Below are 12,877 nucleotides of genomic sequence, written 5' to 3' on the forward strand. Positions count from 1 at the left end.
ACCTGCAGGTTGCGGGATCGAGGTCTGGGGATCTGGGGGAGGGGAATTGGCTGCGGACTGCCCACACATTGGTGAGCATTCTTTGCAGCTAATCTGCAAAAGATTTTGCTAACAGGGGTGAATCTGTGGCCTTAGTGGGGGTAATGAGGCGAAAGTGTTTGTTGGCTGTCTGTGGTCTCGATAGCCTGAACGTGTAGGCCCATTCAGTGATTTCAGTAACTCTCTCAACTGAATGGGGGCTGGTTAACCAGGAAAAGGAGGGGGCAGATGACTACCCCGCAAACTCACGTCTCAACCGCACACACGGAGGGTGAAGACGACCGCGGCGTCGATACACGCGAATGGCGGCGCATGGCCATTGGCCTTATCGTCGGACTCGTCCTCGCCGCACTTGTGTGGTTTCTCTTCCCTAGTAACGCCGTCGACACGGTGTTGCAATCACCCGGCGCCAAGGATGATGTTGAATACACCCAGAGTGCGCTGCGTGCCGTGGCGGCCGTGACCATTCTCATGGGCGTGTGGTGGATGACGGAGGCCATCCCGCTGGCCGCTACCGCGCTCTTGCCCTTGGTCATCTTCCCGCTGGCGGGCGTAGGGGCCATCAAGGAAGTCGGCGCGCCGTATGCGTCCGCGACCATCTTCCTGTTCATGGGTGGCTTCCTCATCGCACTGTCCCTGCAGCGTTGGAACCTTCACCGCCGCCTCGCGCTGTATGTGGTGAAGTTGATTGGTACCTCGCCGAAGCGCCTGATTTTGGGCTTCATGCTCGCTACTGGCTTCTTGTCCATGTGGGTGTCTAACACCGCAACCGCTGTGGTCATGCTGCCGATTGGCACCTCGGTGCTGGCGCTGACCGCGGAGACCGTCGGCGGCTGGGATAAGCAGAAGAAGTTCGCCACCGCTCTCATGCTGGGTATCGCATACTCTGCATCTATCGGTTCGCTGGGAACCCTTATTGGTACTCCGCCGAATGCCTTCCTCAATGCTTACATGGCAGACACCTGGGACGTGACCCTGGGCTTTGGTCGCTGGATGGCCGTTGGTGTGCCGCTGGCTGCAATCTTCTTGATCATCGCATGGCTTTTGCTCATCACCGTCTTCAAGCCGGAGATGACCGAAATTCCGGGCGGTCGCGAGCTTATCGACGATGAAATTAAGGCCCTCGGCCCCTGGACCCGTCCCCAGATCATGACGGGCATTATCTTCTTGTTCGCTGCGGCGGCGTGGGTGACCCTGCCGCTCGTGCTCAAGGAATTCGAGAACTACGATGACGCCATCGTGGGCATCGCGGCCGGCATCTTGCTGTTCATCCTGCCTGCGGATAACCAGCGCCGCATTCGCCTTCTAGACTGGGAGACCGCCAACGAGATGCCCTGGGACGTGCTCCTTCTCTTCGGCGGTGGCCTGTCGCTGTCGGCCATGTTCAACAAGTCCGGTCTGTCCCTGTGGATTGGTGAGATGGCCAAGGGACTCAGTGTCCTACCAACTGTTCTCATCGTTGCCGCAGTGGCCGCTCTCGTGCTCTTCCTGACGGAGATCACCTCCAACACTGCGACCGCCGCGACCTTCATCCCGATCATGGGCGGTGTTGCCGTGGGTGTTGGCCTGACTGCGGAGGGTGACATCAACGTTCTGCTGCTCACCATCCCGGTGGCGCTGGCTGCAACCTGTGCGTTCATGCTCCCGGTTGCTACTCCGCCGAACGCCATCGCGTACGGCTCCGGCTACGTCAAGATTGGTGAGATGATCAAGGGTGGTCTGGGCCTCAACATCCTGGGCATCTTCCTCATCACCCTGACCGTCTATCTGTTGGCTGTGCCCATCTTCGGCCTGGCGGTCTAGTTTCTGGTAGTTCTGTCCCTGGCGCCGAAGCGATGACTCGGTGCCGGGGACAGAGTGCGTTTTAAGCTCAAGGCTCCTACCGGTTAGGTGAACAGTGGGTAAAGTGGAAGCTCGAAACTCAAGGTGAAAAAATGGTCGTGAACTGCTGATTTGTTAGTTTTTCAGACCGTAGGTATAGTTATTCCTCGTTGCACAGCAGAGCACACGCACTGCTTACCAACGGACTGCGCCCGTAGCTCAACGGATAGAGCATCTGACTACGGATCAGAAGGTTGGGGGTTCGAATCCCTCCGGGCGCACCACCTAAACCCCCAGGTTAAACGGTATAAACACCGGGTAGCCTGGGGGTTTCTTCGCGTTTATGGGTCTTCCCCAAGTGTTGCAGGTTGTTGCAGGTCATTAAGTCGTGTTCATTCTGTGTGTGAACGAAATGTGATCACCGTGTGAACGGATTACTGTCACCGCAACCGCGGGACGTCACGGTACCCCGTAGTGTTAGTCACAGGTGTTGGCCTCAGGCCCGGCCTTTCCTCGAGATGGGTAGAGCGGTTTGCGCATGACCATGAGGCTTGTGGCCAACGCCAGGACTCAACATCATCCGCACACGCAAAGACCCCGCCGATTGCTGACGTCTCGGCGGGGTCTTTGCGTTTTTACTTGTGATTCTTAACTGGCGAGCCAGGCCGGGCTGTGTGCCAGGCTTTGACTGCTTCGGCATCCCAGAGTGGTGTCCGCTTATCAAAGTGACCGACAGGTGTAGGTGTGCGCCCCTGGGCTGAGTAAGTCGTCCAGGTTGACGGCTTAATGCCACAATGTTCGGCGCACTCTTTGACCCTCCATAGCTCACGGCCCGTCTCGCGGTCGGTAATGATGGGGATCATGCGTGTTCCTCGGAGTAGACGTGGCGCGCGACAGCGGACAGTGCGAGACCGCCGCCCAGTGCCAGAAGCCACCCAAAGCCAGTAAGTGCGTAGAGCACGATGGCGCCGAGTACGTAGACGGCGGCAGATTCAATGGGGCTCATTGCCTTTCCTTTCGTTGTCGTGGAGAATGTTGGGGGTAAGCCCCGGGTTCGGAATGATTAGCGCATTTCGAACCCGGGGTCTTACTTCTTGCGCTCCTTGGAGTCCTTGATGGTGGTGTACCACTTCCGGGCTTCGGCGCTAATCGCGACTACCGACGCTGTAACAGCGGCGATAATCTGGACGATTTCGCTCAACGCAATCACCTCCTCTCTTAAGTTGTACCATTATTATAGCGCGCTAGGACGCTATGTGGCAACTGGGCATAGGGGAATTTTCAGGTAGTTTGCCCTATAACCCTATTGCGCGCCGGGCTACACGATGCGGAACATCGAACGTCGACGCTCAGCTTCGGAGGCGTCTGCCATTCGCTGGCTAATCGCTCTGGATTCTCGCTCCGTGGCCATCTTTGACTCGATAGCGTCAGGAATCGCGTCGAGGCCTTCCTCCCACAGGTGCGCGTAGGTATCCAGGGTCATGGCGGCCGAGGCGTGGCCAAGCATGAGTTGAACCGTCTTCACGTCTGCACCCGCCGCGATAGCCAACGAGGCCGCGGTGTGCCGCAGCTCGTAGGTGTCTAGGCCCTTGATGCCGGTGTACTGGAGCATGTTGAACCAGACAGTCCTCCAGCGCGCGGTAGTCCACACGTGGCCACGCTCGTCGGGAACGAGCCATGACTCAGGTGACTTACCTTCGGCGTTGGCCATGAGCTCGCGCAGCAATGTGCCTCCAATGGGCACGTCACGATGCTTGCGCGTCTTGGTCGCATCCACGCGCCCTAAATCGTCGACGTCACGGCGAATCATCAGCCGCGCGCGGTTGTAGTCCAGGTCCTTGACCTTCAACGCCTTCGCCTCGCCTGGCCGCAGGCCCGTCATGACGAGCACCCGCAGCAACAGGCGCGCGGCATCCGTCGGCGCCGCATCCACGAGCGCGTCCACCTCGTGAACCTTGAGATACCGGCGCTCCGAAGCTCCCGGCTTCTTGGCCACGGCCTTCTCCAAAGGGTTCGACGCTACTGCGCCGCGCTCCTTGGCCAAGTCCATGAGTCCACGCATGACCACGCCGACTTTGTACTTCTGCGCATCCCCGAGCGGCCGCGGCTCCCGGCCCTCCTTGACGGTCTTCGTATTCACCAACGTGGCAATCCATGACGTCACCATCGAGCGCTGCACCGTAGCGCACGCCTGCTCACCCCACGTCGGCCGTACGTGGGTTTCCCACACCGACAGATAGTCACGCCGTGTCTTCTCCGAAATGCCAGCCTTTGAGGCGTACCAAGGCTCCCATAGGTCCCCGAAGGTGATCGCTTTCTTCTCCTTGGAGATCCACGTCCCTTCGTCCTGGCCCACCTCGACGCGCGAGCGGTGCAACTCGGCAGCGTCCTGGGACACGAACGTCTCCGAGACCCACTCACCGCCTTCTTGCCAGCGCACCTGCCAGCGCCGGCCAACGCCCCACCGGGCACTCGGAATCTTCTTCGGCGCGCCGGGGCTTTTATCGGGGTTCTTCTTTGTCCAGAGGTCTACAACGTAGGCCATGGGATACACTTCTTTCTTGTCAGGGCGAGCTCTTTCGAAAGTTGTAAGAGTTCACCTGTCTGGGGCCTCTCTCCCGTCGCGTCGCCAAACTTGCCGGGGGAGGGGCTTTTCTAGTTACTTTCTTGGGGTCAGCCGATCCCTATCGGCTTCCAGGACTTGTTGCGTCTTGGTGAGTTCGTCGAAGTATTGCGTCTCGAGTTCGTCGAGTTCCTTGGCTTTTCGACCTGCATTGAAAAGTTCATAACGTTTGTCGGCAAGTTCGTTCGCTCGTTTACGTGTAATACGTCCGTGGTCGAGAAGGTCATCGTATCCGTTGAAGGAAATGAAACCTGCGGTGCGGTCGACCCAGTCTTGGACATGGATAACGCGCCTTCGTTCCGCCTGAAGCTGGGCGTATTCCAAGTAGCTTGAAACGAGGAGATTGAGTTCTCGTATTTCGTTGTCATGTAGGTAGTTCTTGGCTGTGCGTACGTCACTCTTTCCGACCTTCTTACCTCTCCAGGTCGTCAATCCCATATTGTCAGCTTGGGGGTCACTTCGCGTAGAGATGATTTCCGCAGCCGTGAGTCCAGTGACTGCTGCGAGCAGGCGGTCTTGAATGTTCGCGAAGATCCGAACATTTCGTGGATCTTTCTTGTCGTAGTCGTCAGCCAGCGCGATGATATTGCGAAGCTCAAGATAGAGCCGAGCCTCGGACGAGCGGATATCGCGAATCCGTTCGAGCAGCTCGGAGAAATAGTCCTTGCCACGTGGATCTTTCAACTTCTCATCATTCAGGGCGAAGCCCTTGACGAGGTACTCTTTGAGGACCAGGGTTGCCCATGCTCTGAATTGTATGCCGCGCGGACCCCGAACTCGATAGCCCACGGCCATAACGGCGTCGAGATTGTAGTGGTCAAGGGAACGTCCCTGTACGCCTTGACCTTGTACCTTTCGGAATTTCCGAACAACCTCTTTGCGCTGTAGCTCGCCAGAGTTAATGATGGCTTTTATATGTTCGCTAATGCTTGAACGTGAGACTGCGAAAAGTTCCGACATTTCAGCTTGGGTCATCCAAACGGTTCCATCGACGACGCGGAGGTGAATTTCCGTTTTCCCGTCTTCGGTGGAATACATGACAAACTCATTTGAGCCGTTATAAATAGGCTCTAATTGCTGGTTATCCATAGTCGTCCTTACTCGAATTGCTTATGCTGTTTGACCTGGCAGTTGTAAAGGTTATTTACCTCTAGGCGAGGGGTATTAGTTGGTTACTTGGGGGGTGATTCGGACTTAGAGAATCATGCAGCTGTATGGGCTGTGGGTTGGGATTCGGCCGGCTTCGTAGAGTTGCATCCAGATGGTCAGGAGCCGCGGCGTGACGCCTAGCTCGGCGGCGATGGCGCTTGGTGCTCCGCCGTTGTCTGCGGCGGCGTCTTCGACGAGGTCGATGTCGATGAGGTTTCGCGCGGCCCATTCATCTGCGAGGCGTTCGGCCCGCGCGGTGGAGCAATCATCACCGTTGGCGGCGTGGCCAAGCTCGTGGCCGATGGCGCAGATGCGGGTGGCGGGGTCTAGTCCGCTGCGCACGATGATTGTGCCGGTGGCGTGGTGGTAGCAGGCGTTGTAGCGGACGTCGAGTCTGCCTGTTTCTACCAGCTCCACGCCGGCCTGGTCGAGCAGGTCGTGTAGACGCTCCTCGATGGGGGACATCGGGCGCTCCTTTCTGACTTTCTACGGATGGTGTTCCTCTAGCGGCTCCGTCGCTTCCTGCGCGGCTACCGGTTCAATTCCAGCGTTGATTCGTTCAATCAGGTCGTCGTGAGAGCGGCTGTCCAAATCGTAAACGTCTGCCTGGACATCAGCTTTTTCGGCTGGGGAGGCGGCCTTCGATGTTTCGTTTACAACCGTTCCAAATGCTTGCGACCAGATTTCTTCATCCGGATTGATGCGTAGTGCCAGGGCCCGTATGAGTTCCTGGTCTGAAAGCAGCTCAGCTATTTCCCGGCCATTGCCAGCGGCTTCTTCGGCTGTGATGTATCCGGTTCTTGCCAGTGCATCGACGGGGTTTGCTCCGTATGCGCGTGCAATGGCAATGACATTTCCTTCTGATAGGTGTCCTTTGGCCAGCTGACGGTTGAGGGTGCTGGTTGTGATGCCGGCGCGGTCGGACGCCGCTTTTTCAGTATCGGATCCAACCAGCGATTTATACCAACTGATGTGATTGCTCATGCAACCCATTATGCACAATGCGTTAACTGATTGCAATATGCAGACATGTAATTAACTGGGGTAATAACGGATTGTGCAAAACGAGTTGTGCATTCTGCTTTGTGTGTGCATAATGGGATTTGTAAGCAAATTGCACAGAAAGGAGCTGGGTATGGAGTACCGCATCAAACCAGCACTAATCGACCAGATTCGGGAAGCGCGGGGAGTTAGTTCAGATGAAGCGGTTGCGGCTTCGGTGGGCATCTCTCTTGGAACGGTAAGCCGCGTTCGACGCGGTTTTGACGTCAAGTTGGCAACTGCGATCAAGCTCATGGAGGCAGCGGGAGTTACCGACATTAAATCTGCAGTCCAAGCCATAGCTGAAGAACCGACAGAAGAACCCGCCGCCTAGGCGCGCCGGGCGTCGGAAAGCAAGGAAGAACAATCATGACCATTGATTATGAGGCCAGGCGAGCCGCGGATAATCGCCAACTGCTGCACCGGCGGAGGATGCCGATTCCAACCCGAGACGTTGGGGAAACCATTCACCGCACTGTCCGATTCTGGATAGAGGGTAAGCCCCATTTAGCGACCCTTAACGTCTTGCGCTCTGGGGAAGTAAATGTCATTCGACTCGACGTCAACGAGCCTGTAGACGTGCTTCTTACCGGAGTCGAAAAACTTCATAAACTCCTCGTATTCGGACTCGTTAAGTGTCTCGGTGAAGTCGGACTCATGGCCCTCCGGTATGAGGAAGTCAACATTCGATTCGACGTCCAGCCACAACGGCTCAGCATGCTCCACCCGCAGCTCGAAAGGTACACCATCTTTTTTGACCTGGCGCCAGCAGGCCAGGACGAAGGGGTAAGCCCAGTCGAGCATCTTGCGCAGGTGACCATCTACATAAAGCGTCCACGTTTCGCTCATGTTAGAAGCGTACTTCGACGTTGGAAACGCCGCCGGAAAATCAAGAAGCTCATTGCCCAGCACAAGCTCGCGGCATCGGCTGGGAGCCCTAGAAGCCCGCTGGTTAAGCGAGACGGGCATCGGAACATTGACGAAGGGGAACGCTAATGCCCTGGATGAGAGTCAACGATAGGGCGCCTGACGACTTCGGAGAAAGCACCGCAAGCCTGCGCAAGGTTAGCGATGAATTCGTCATCAGCATCGAGAACCAAAAAGCAATTGAGTTCATCCATGAGCTCAACCAGTTGATCGACAAATTCAATATCGACATCCATGCCGTCGACAGCCTTGAAGGAATGAACCTCGGCGGCAAGAGCATGGCTCTCGGGTCTAATCTGCTCGCCGCACTTAGAGACGCGACCAGGCACGGAAAAACAAAGTTCCACTTCCAGATAACAACTTTGCGGCAGATGCCAAGAACAAAGTTCGGCAAGTCATGAAGAAACACATGCACGAAGAAAGAAAAGGAGCCCACAAGATGGATGCATTGAGTTGGGAGGAACTGCAGTCGCGCTCGATCCGGGACATGATGCGCGCCGGTATTGATGTGCGTTGTCGCACTGAGTTTGGTTTCGAGCCGGGCTGGCAAGACCAGGCGGAATGCTTCACCGAAATGATCATTGACGGCATTTACGGACAGGGATATCGGACAGCGCGTGAAGTGCCGTCTGAGGCCTTCGCATCGCTGGTTATGTCGAGTTGTATGAGCTTGACCGCGGCCCAGAAGGCTGTGTTGGAACAGGCCCTTCTGGTGCCGTAACGGAAAGAAACTCTCCTGTGGCAGGGGATACCGCAGGAGGGAATCAAGAGAGGAAAAACTATGAGTAACCACGAAGAAACCCCTGGCGCTGGCACGCCGGAGGTGACCGTGAATCTTCCGGGCAAGAGGTACTACACCGCGAAAGAAATTGATGACCTACTTCGAGAGGTCACCGCTGGGGTTAAGGGACTCGCCGTCGGGCGTGGCACTCGGATTGATGATCGCAGCCGGGTCGCCGAAGCGGAGGCCGCTCTCAACGAGGCGCGTCTCAAGGCCAATGACGTAGAGCTGCGTCGACTCCATCCGCTCTTCCAGGTCGGCAATCGACTTCTTCGCCGTCTCCAACTCGGCAATCGCCTTAACCAGCGCAAGAGCTAACCCGGGTGCCGGGTCGCCGCCCTCAGCAAGAGCTTCCCGAATGGAATCAATCAGATCTTCGGCCGGGGCGACACCCTCAACATTCAATCCGGTTATGTGCTCGAACTTCAACATTTAAATCACCTCACTTTCCAGGGCAGCAGCCCTGAAGAAAGTGAACCACATTGTTAACCCCACAGCAGTGGAAAATCAGCACAAAACGAAAGGAGCCCCGGATGTGCCCCGGAGCCTTAACCCAGCTTATCAGGCGGGTATGCACTATTGGCCCAAACATGTGGCAGGTCACTGCCAACGGTTGTACGTGGATTGCTCGTCTTGAGGACGGCGCCCTGGTCGTCGTCGGCAAGCACAGCGGCCTTGAGCTGCCGCCCAACGTGCCACTGCACCGTACTATCACCACTCTCATCGGCGACTATTTTCGCCACCCAGCCCAGGAGGAGGCTGTTCATGTCTAAGATTCCAGAGCCTGAAAGGCTGCTGACCGTGGCTGAGTTTGCGAAGTATGTCGGCTACTCAGAGTGGTCTGTTCGTAAGTTCTGCCGCCAGGGGCTTATCCGCTGTCGGCGCCGGCCAACTCATAAGGCCAATCAGAAGGGGTTGAAGATTTTCATCCCGATTTCTGAGCTTGACCGGTTTATGCAGGAGGTGGCCTAGCCATGGAGATTAAGCACATAGTTCCGCAGGGCGTTGAGATTGTCATTGGCCAGTTGTATCTCAAGCTTATTGAGGCTGAGTATGCGTTGGCTGAGCGCGAGGCTGAGCCTGCGGACCTCGAAGAGGTTGAGCAGTTGAGGAAGGATTATGCCGCTTGTAAGGGCCGTGTTGCGGAGTTGGAGAGCAAGCTGGCGCAGTGTCTTGAATCTACTGCTGATGACTCTGCTCGGGCTAAAGCTGAGCTGGCCCGGCTGAATAAGAACCTTGATTATTCGGAGAAAGCTCTGGCTGATGCGCGCAGGGCAACGGCGCGCAAATCGAATGAGGTTGATGAGCTCCAGGACAAGCTCGCCGAGACGATTAAGCGCTGTGAGGAGTATAGGGCTCAGCTAGCCAAGACTGCGCAGTCTGCGAGCCAGTCGCGTGATGCGGCTGGAAAAGCTGAGGGAACCGCTAATCAGCTGGGCAGTCACGGTGTTCTGGCGGAGCGTGACAAGCTTCGCCAGACCGTGGAGCGCCTGAAGGGATGTATCACGACCTCGTCGAACCACTTGCGGCGCGCATCAATGCATTGGGAAAGCGGGGACGACGAAAAGGCGTACCGCTCAGTTACTGCGGCTTGGAAGCTGCTTTCTAAAAACACCACTAAGGAATCGGAGAAGTAATTATGACTACCTTAACTATCACTGTTTACGGCATTGCCCTTGTCTTCACCATCATTTGCGTAATGATCCTGAAACAGACTGTCTGCCAGCTCCAGGAGGTTGTTTCCGACCTTGACCGTGACCTCACCGTTGTGGAGGTTGTTCTGGAGGAGCGGGAGAAACGCGCGGTGGAGGACTCTATGTCTGCGCGCTGGTTAGACCCGTTCGGTGACGTCGAGATGGGGATTGGCGGGGCCGGTGTCGACTAAGGATCCGCGTTGTCCTGAGTGTGGGGATCGCATCAAGTGGGTGTGGACTCCGGCTAGAAAGCGGCTTGCACTTGAACCGGGCACTGATCCGAATGGACGCATCATGCTGCGCCATACAACGGATTACCAGTCCGGCAAGCGCGTTACTGTCGCGGTTCAGCTGGGGCAGTATGACGCCGAAGAGGTCGCCGCCCGCGGTATCAAGCTGTGGATTGCTCACGCGGCTAAATGCTCGGCGCAGCGCCCAGATACAGAGTTACCTGCCAGCATCCTCAAGCGCATTAATCGCGCTAAAGACAAGAAGTAGCCGCATGGGGGCTCGTGACCTTGAAGACGCCGAGGTGTGGTGGGAGCGCCTGGATCCACAGCGCAAGATTCAGCTTCATCGCTGGATTGAAACACCGCAGAAGCTTGGCCAAATCCCTGGGCAAATGGAACTTGAGATAACCGAAAGGAGCAAATAATGGCAGGATTAACCACTGTGGGGCAGCCGCGCAGTACTGCTGTGGTCTACCTATGGGGATTCATTAACGCTATCCGTGCTGCAGCAGTTTTCACGGATAAAGATAACCCGAAAATCCGCATAGAGTTCGTCCCTGAGCGCAATCATGTTGTCGTGACTGCCATGACAGTTGGCCAGCTTGCGGCGGTGACCGTTGAGGCAAGTTGGATCAAGTTAAGCACTGATGAAGATGCCTGCATTGAATTAACTGGCGCACAGGTCAAAGAGTTGAGGATGCTCTTTCCTTTCCGTTCTGTGAAGGACGTTGACTTAGAGGACCAGCCGATTCTTGCAATTGAGCTCACTGATTTCCGCGCTTTTTTCTACGACGCGACGGGCCTGGACTTGCATCTCTACCGGCATCAGGTACCCCGAGGTGAGCTTGAAGTAGCACCCTCGATTGCCAAAGTCATCACTGCTCACGAAGACAGGCAACGTGTGACTTCCGGAGTCTTGGAGCCGGTGATGATGAAGAATATCTTCTCTGCCTGCACCATCCTCAAGAAGCACCCGGATGTTCACTTCCTGGCCACGCAGGATAAGTGGGTAACTACCAAGGCGTTGACGTACGCCGGGGACCTGCGCGTGCTCTCGACTGTCATGCACGATGATGATCGCGACGGCAAGCTTGATGCTAAGCCGGGCGAAACTCCTTCGCCGGAGCTTGACGCAGAGGAAGCAACTGGCTCTAGTGCTGGGACCCGTCTGGTGACTGCTCGACCACCGCAGGGGGTCGCGTGAGCCTGTTGGAACCGGCAACACCAGATGTTCGCCATGTGTGCAGGAGGCCTGAGCATCGCGCGAGGCCTGGTCATCCCAATGTGTGGGAGACTCCGCCGCGTGAGATGCCAAAAGACCGCACAGTGCGCGTGCACCACGCCCGCATTCTGTGTCTTGGCTGCCCTGCCCTTGATTGGTGCGAGGACCGCCTTGCCAGGCACGAGACTGCCGGTGTCTTCATCGACGGGGTAGTTGCTGCTCGTTACTGTGACGTCACACCGAGGCAAAACGTTCAATGGCAGTCCACCTGCCTTGGCTGTGGCTGCAAGCTTGTAGCGATGCGCACCTGGAAGAACCAGAGCCTGCAGTCCTCCCGAGATCATCTAGGGGAGGGGTTGTGCCGTGAGTGCTATCCGTCTCTCTCCCGCACGAGACGCCCCAACCGCTTTTCTACGTTCTTTAAGGAGGCCTAATGTCATCAACCAGGTCAGTTACTGCGATTTCCCCGGACGGGACACGAGTAACCCGCACTTTCCGTGACACTGTCATTACCAGTGTTGTCGGCACCACCAACCAGCTCATTACTACTAGCCGCACCGCTGAGCAGCAGGCTGAGGATTATGCCGCTGCCCGCCGTGCTGCAGGCTGCACTATCGAAAAGAGCTACGAATGAACCAAGAACTCCGGCAGCGAGCCGAGACTGAGATCGTTACCGCCATCTTCGACTACGAAGAAGACCCGCATAAGCGGGCTGAAAAGCACGCGGCGCGGGCACTGAACCGTCTTCTGCGCCTCCTAGCGGCACATCACCACACCGCGGGCGCGAAATCTTCCGCGGTGCCACAGTGGTGCCCGTTGATGGAGATTGGAGGGCTGTCAGCATGAAAAATACGTGTAAAGACTGCGGAAAAGAGCTGTCGAGTCGCCGCGCTGTTCGCTGTCGTGCCTGCGCGGATGCGTACCGCCATGCCTGTAGGAAGAACATCTGTGCTGATTGCGGAAAATCCTTAGGGTCAGGCAAAACCCGTTGTCGTGACTGCTATGTAGGCTATCTTCGGGCCACCGAGAACCACTGTGCGGACTGTGCAACACCGATTCGCCGCGGTCAGGCTCGCTGCCGTGCGTGCTACGTCAAGCACTGCGCAGCTCATGAGCTACCGGCTTCGTTTTGCGCCCGGTGCAAAGAGCCCTTGGCCAAGCGCAGCGCCAAGCACTGTAAAGAGTGCTCGATGATAGCCCGCGATGAGCATTACCGCGCGGAAAGCCAATATCTTCTTGAGGAGTACCGCTTTTTCCGGGGATTTGGATACGCCGAGGACAAAGTACACGCCTTGCTGGCCAATAAGCTCGGGCTCACCGTCAAAACTGTTCATCGTCGCCTTACTGATG

The 12,877-nt window shown here is 56.7% G+C and carries 20 protein-coding genes and 1 tRNA gene; 13 read left to right on the forward strand and 8 right to left on the reverse strand.

Going from position 1 to position 12,877, the window contains the following annotated elements:
• Nucleotides 1–267: 267 nt before the first annotated feature.
• The gene (locus HMPREF2943_RS02915) at nt 268–1,842 is read left to right on the forward strand and encodes an SLC13 family permease (protein ID WP_070444291.1); all 1,575 of its coding nucleotides are present in this window, start codon (nt 268–270) and stop codon (nt 1,840–1,842) included.
• A gap of 226 nt (nt 1,843–2,068) precedes the next feature.
• Nucleotides 2,069–2,144 (forward strand) — tRNA-Arg (locus tag HMPREF2943_RS02920).
• 575 nt (nt 2,145–2,719) lie between these two features.
• Here HMPREF2943_RS02920 and HMPREF2943_RS12460 read toward each other — a convergent pair.
• The 5 genes from HMPREF2943_RS12460 to HMPREF2943_RS02940 form a co-directional block, all read right to left on the reverse strand.
• Nucleotides 2,720–2,866 carry a hypothetical protein gene (locus HMPREF2943_RS12460; RefSeq protein WP_168166176.1) on the reverse strand — a complete coding sequence of 49 codons (147 nt, stop codon included), beginning with the start codon at nt 2,864–2,866 and terminating at the stop codon, nt 2,720–2,722.
• 312 nt (nt 2,867–3,178) lie between these two features.
• Nucleotides 3,179–4,405: a tyrosine-type recombinase/integrase gene (locus tag HMPREF2943_RS02925; RefSeq protein WP_070710748.1), complete on the reverse strand. Its 1,227-nt coding sequence runs from the start codon at nt 4,403–4,405 to the stop codon at nt 3,179–3,181.
• A 114-nt stretch (nt 4,406–4,519) separates the two neighbouring features.
• Nucleotides 4,520–5,572: a RhuM family protein gene (gene rhuM / locus HMPREF2943_RS02930; protein WP_070710749.1), complete on the reverse strand. Its 1,053-nt coding sequence runs from the start codon at nt 5,570–5,572 to the stop codon at nt 4,520–4,522.
• Nucleotides 5,573–5,677: 105 nt separating this feature from the next.
• On the reverse strand, nt 5,678–6,097 hold the full coding sequence (locus HMPREF2943_RS02935) for an ImmA/IrrE family metallo-endopeptidase (protein ID WP_070710750.1): 420 nt from the start codon (nt 6,095–6,097) through the stop codon (nt 5,678–5,680).
• A 21-nt stretch (nt 6,098–6,118) separates the two neighbouring features.
• Nucleotides 6,119–6,616: a hypothetical protein gene (locus tag HMPREF2943_RS02940; RefSeq protein WP_083315639.1), complete on the reverse strand. Its 498-nt coding sequence runs from the start codon at nt 6,614–6,616 to the stop codon at nt 6,119–6,121.
• Nucleotides 6,617–6,767: 151 nt separating this feature from the next.
• Here HMPREF2943_RS02940 and HMPREF2943_RS02945 point away from each other — a divergent pair, with 151 nt between their 5' ends.
• Nucleotides 6,768–7,007: a helix-turn-helix domain-containing protein gene (locus HMPREF2943_RS02945; RefSeq protein WP_066513194.1), complete on the forward strand. Its 240-nt coding sequence runs from the start codon at nt 6,768–6,770 to the stop codon at nt 7,005–7,007.
• 173 nt (nt 7,008–7,180) lie between these two features.
• On the opposite strand, the gene HMPREF2943_RS02950 is transcribed toward HMPREF2943_RS02945, so the two are convergent.
• Nucleotides 7,181–7,522 (reverse strand): hypothetical protein, encoded by a 342-nt coding sequence (locus tag HMPREF2943_RS02950; RefSeq protein WP_141756076.1) that lies wholly within the window; start codon nt 7,520–7,522, stop codon nt 7,181–7,183.
• A gap of 146 nt (nt 7,523–7,668) precedes the next feature.
• Between HMPREF2943_RS02950 and HMPREF2943_RS02955 the strand changes: the two genes are divergently transcribed.
• Complete coding sequence (locus HMPREF2943_RS02955) at nt 7,669–8,001, forward strand: hypothetical protein (protein ID WP_070710753.1); 333 nt, start codon at nt 7,669–7,671, stop codon at nt 7,999–8,001.
• Nucleotides 7,998–8,321 carry a hypothetical protein gene (locus HMPREF2943_RS02960; protein WP_141756077.1) on the forward strand — a complete coding sequence of 108 codons (324 nt, stop codon included), beginning with the start codon at nt 7,998–8,000 and terminating at the stop codon, nt 8,319–8,321. The genes HMPREF2943_RS02955 and HMPREF2943_RS02960 overlap by 4 nt, the downstream gene beginning before the upstream one ends.
• Nucleotides 8,322–8,477: 156 nt before the next feature.
• Here HMPREF2943_RS02960 and HMPREF2943_RS02965 read toward each other — a convergent pair whose 3' ends face one another.
• Nucleotides 8,478–8,813 (reverse strand): hypothetical protein, encoded by a 336-nt coding sequence (locus tag HMPREF2943_RS02965; protein WP_070710755.1) that lies wholly within the window; start codon nt 8,811–8,813, stop codon nt 8,478–8,480.
• Nucleotides 8,814–8,971: 158 nt separating this feature from the next.
• Between HMPREF2943_RS02965 and HMPREF2943_RS02970 the strand changes: the two genes are divergently transcribed.
• The 8 genes from HMPREF2943_RS02970 (at nt 8,972) to HMPREF2943_RS03005 (ending at nt 12,373) form a co-directional block, all read left to right on the forward strand.
• Nucleotides 8,972–9,154: a hypothetical protein gene (locus tag HMPREF2943_RS02970; RefSeq protein WP_141756078.1), complete on the forward strand. Its 183-nt coding sequence runs from the start codon at nt 8,972–8,974 to the stop codon at nt 9,152–9,154.
• The gene (locus tag HMPREF2943_RS02975) at nt 9,147–9,353 is read left to right on the forward strand and encodes a helix-turn-helix domain-containing protein (protein WP_066513185.1); all 207 of its coding nucleotides are present in this window, start codon (nt 9,147–9,149) and stop codon (nt 9,351–9,353) included. Before HMPREF2943_RS02970 ends, HMPREF2943_RS02975 begins: the two co-directional genes overlap by 8 nt.
• Before the next feature lie 2 nt (nt 9,354–9,355).
• The gene (locus tag HMPREF2943_RS02980) at nt 9,356–10,018 is read left to right on the forward strand and encodes a hypothetical protein (protein WP_070710757.1); all 663 of its coding nucleotides are present in this window, start codon (nt 9,356–9,358) and stop codon (nt 10,016–10,018) included.
• Between the two features lie 2 nt (nt 10,019–10,020).
• Entirely contained in the window at nt 10,021–10,266 is a 246-nt protein-coding gene (locus tag HMPREF2943_RS02985; protein WP_070710758.1) for a hypothetical protein, read from the forward strand.
• Between the two features lie 103 nt (nt 10,267–10,369).
• Nucleotides 10,370–10,573, forward strand: a complete 204-nt coding sequence (locus HMPREF2943_RS02990; RefSeq protein ID WP_070710759.1) for a hypothetical protein — start codon at nt 10,370–10,372, stop codon at nt 10,571–10,573.
• A gap of 156 nt (nt 10,574–10,729) precedes the next feature.
• Complete coding sequence (locus tag HMPREF2943_RS02995) at nt 10,730–11,509, forward strand: hypothetical protein (protein ID WP_070710760.1); 780 nt, start codon at nt 10,730–10,732, stop codon at nt 11,507–11,509.
• A gap of 451 nt (nt 11,510–11,960) precedes the next feature.
• Complete coding sequence (locus HMPREF2943_RS03000; RefSeq protein ID WP_070710761.1) at nt 11,961–12,161, forward strand: hypothetical protein; 201 nt, start codon at nt 11,961–11,963, stop codon at nt 12,159–12,161.
• Nucleotides 12,158–12,373: a hypothetical protein gene (locus tag HMPREF2943_RS03005; RefSeq protein WP_070710762.1), complete on the forward strand. Its 216-nt coding sequence runs from the start codon at nt 12,158–12,160 to the stop codon at nt 12,371–12,373. Before HMPREF2943_RS03000 ends, HMPREF2943_RS03005 begins: the two co-directional genes overlap by 4 nt.
• Before the next feature lie 269 nt (nt 12,374–12,642).
• Here HMPREF2943_RS03005 and HMPREF2943_RS12465 read toward each other — a convergent pair whose 3' ends face one another.
• On the reverse strand, nt 12,643–12,861 hold the full coding sequence (locus HMPREF2943_RS12465) for a hypothetical protein (protein WP_070710763.1): 219 nt from the start codon (nt 12,859–12,861) through the stop codon (nt 12,643–12,645).
• Nucleotides 12,862–12,877 lie beyond the last annotated feature (16 nt).

Origin of the sequence: Corynebacterium sp. HMSC072D12, assembly GCF_001813925.1 — a bacterium.
Taxonomy (GTDB): Bacteria; Actinomycetota; Actinomycetes; order Mycobacteriales; family Mycobacteriaceae; genus Corynebacterium; species Corynebacterium aurimucosum.

What these genes read in the sequence shown, in the direction of transcription:
- HMPREF2943_RS02915 (WP_070444291.1), top strand. Translation starts at nt 268, where the DNA reads ATGACTACCCCGCAAACTCACGTCTCAACCGCACACACGGAGGGTGAA.
- HMPREF2943_RS02995 (WP_070710760.1), top strand. Translation starts at nt 10,730, where the DNA reads ATGGCAGGATTAACCACTGTGGGGCAGCCGCGCAGTACTGCTGTGGTC.
- HMPREF2943_RS02975 (WP_066513185.1), top strand. Translation starts at nt 9,147, where the DNA reads ATGTCTAAGATTCCAGAGCCTGAAAGGCTGCTGACCGTGGCTGAGTTT.
- HMPREF2943_RS02950 (WP_141756076.1), bottom strand. Translation starts at nt 7,522, where the DNA reads ATGAGCGAAACGTGGACGCTTTATGTAGATGGTCACCTGCGCAAGATG.
- rhuM (WP_070710749.1), bottom strand. Translation starts at nt 5,572, where the DNA reads ATGGATAACCAGCAATTAGAGCCTATTTATAACGGCTCAAATGAGTTT.
- HMPREF2943_RS02960 (WP_141756077.1), top strand. Translation starts at nt 7,998, where the DNA reads ATGAAGAAACACATGCACGAAGAAAGAAAAGGAGCCCACAAGATGGAT.
- HMPREF2943_RS02985 (WP_070710758.1), top strand. Translation starts at nt 10,021, where the DNA reads ATGACTACCTTAACTATCACTGTTTACGGCATTGCCCTTGTCTTCACC.
- HMPREF2943_RS02935 (WP_070710750.1), bottom strand. Translation starts at nt 6,097, where the DNA reads ATGTCCCCCATCGAGGAGCGTCTACACGACCTGCTCGACCAGGCCGGC.
- HMPREF2943_RS02980 (WP_070710757.1), top strand. Translation starts at nt 9,356, where the DNA reads ATGGAGATTAAGCACATAGTTCCGCAGGGCGTTGAGATTGTCATTGGC.
- HMPREF2943_RS12465 (WP_070710763.1), bottom strand. Translation starts at nt 12,861, where the DNA reads ATGAACAGTTTTGACGGTGAGCCCGAGCTTATTGGCCAGCAAGGCGTG.
- HMPREF2943_RS03005 (WP_070710762.1), top strand. Translation starts at nt 12,158, where the DNA reads ATGAACCAAGAACTCCGGCAGCGAGCCGAGACTGAGATCGTTACCGCC.
- HMPREF2943_RS02945 (WP_066513194.1), top strand. Translation starts at nt 6,768, where the DNA reads ATGGAGTACCGCATCAAACCAGCACTAATCGACCAGATTCGGGAAGCG.
- HMPREF2943_RS02990 (WP_070710759.1), top strand. Translation starts at nt 10,370, where the DNA reads ATGCTGCGCCATACAACGGATTACCAGTCCGGCAAGCGCGTTACTGTC.
- HMPREF2943_RS02955 (WP_070710753.1), top strand. Translation starts at nt 7,669, where the DNA reads ATGCCCTGGATGAGAGTCAACGATAGGGCGCCTGACGACTTCGGAGAA.
- HMPREF2943_RS03000 (WP_070710761.1), top strand. Translation starts at nt 11,961, where the DNA reads ATGTCATCAACCAGGTCAGTTACTGCGATTTCCCCGGACGGGACACGA.
- HMPREF2943_RS02925 (WP_070710748.1), bottom strand. Translation starts at nt 4,405, where the DNA reads ATGGCCTACGTTGTAGACCTCTGGACAAAGAAGAACCCCGATAAAAGC.
- HMPREF2943_RS02970 (WP_141756078.1), top strand. Translation starts at nt 8,972, where the DNA reads ATGTGGCAGGTCACTGCCAACGGTTGTACGTGGATTGCTCGTCTTGAG.
- HMPREF2943_RS02940 (WP_083315639.1), bottom strand. Translation starts at nt 6,616, where the DNA reads ATGAGCAATCACATCAGTTGGTATAAATCGCTGGTTGGATCCGATACT.
- HMPREF2943_RS12460 (WP_168166176.1), bottom strand. Translation starts at nt 2,866, where the DNA reads ATGAGCCCCATTGAATCTGCCGCCGTCTACGTACTCGGCGCCATCGTG.
- HMPREF2943_RS02965 (WP_070710755.1), bottom strand. Translation starts at nt 8,813, where the DNA reads ATGTTGAAGTTCGAGCACATAACCGGATTGAATGTTGAGGGTGTCGCC.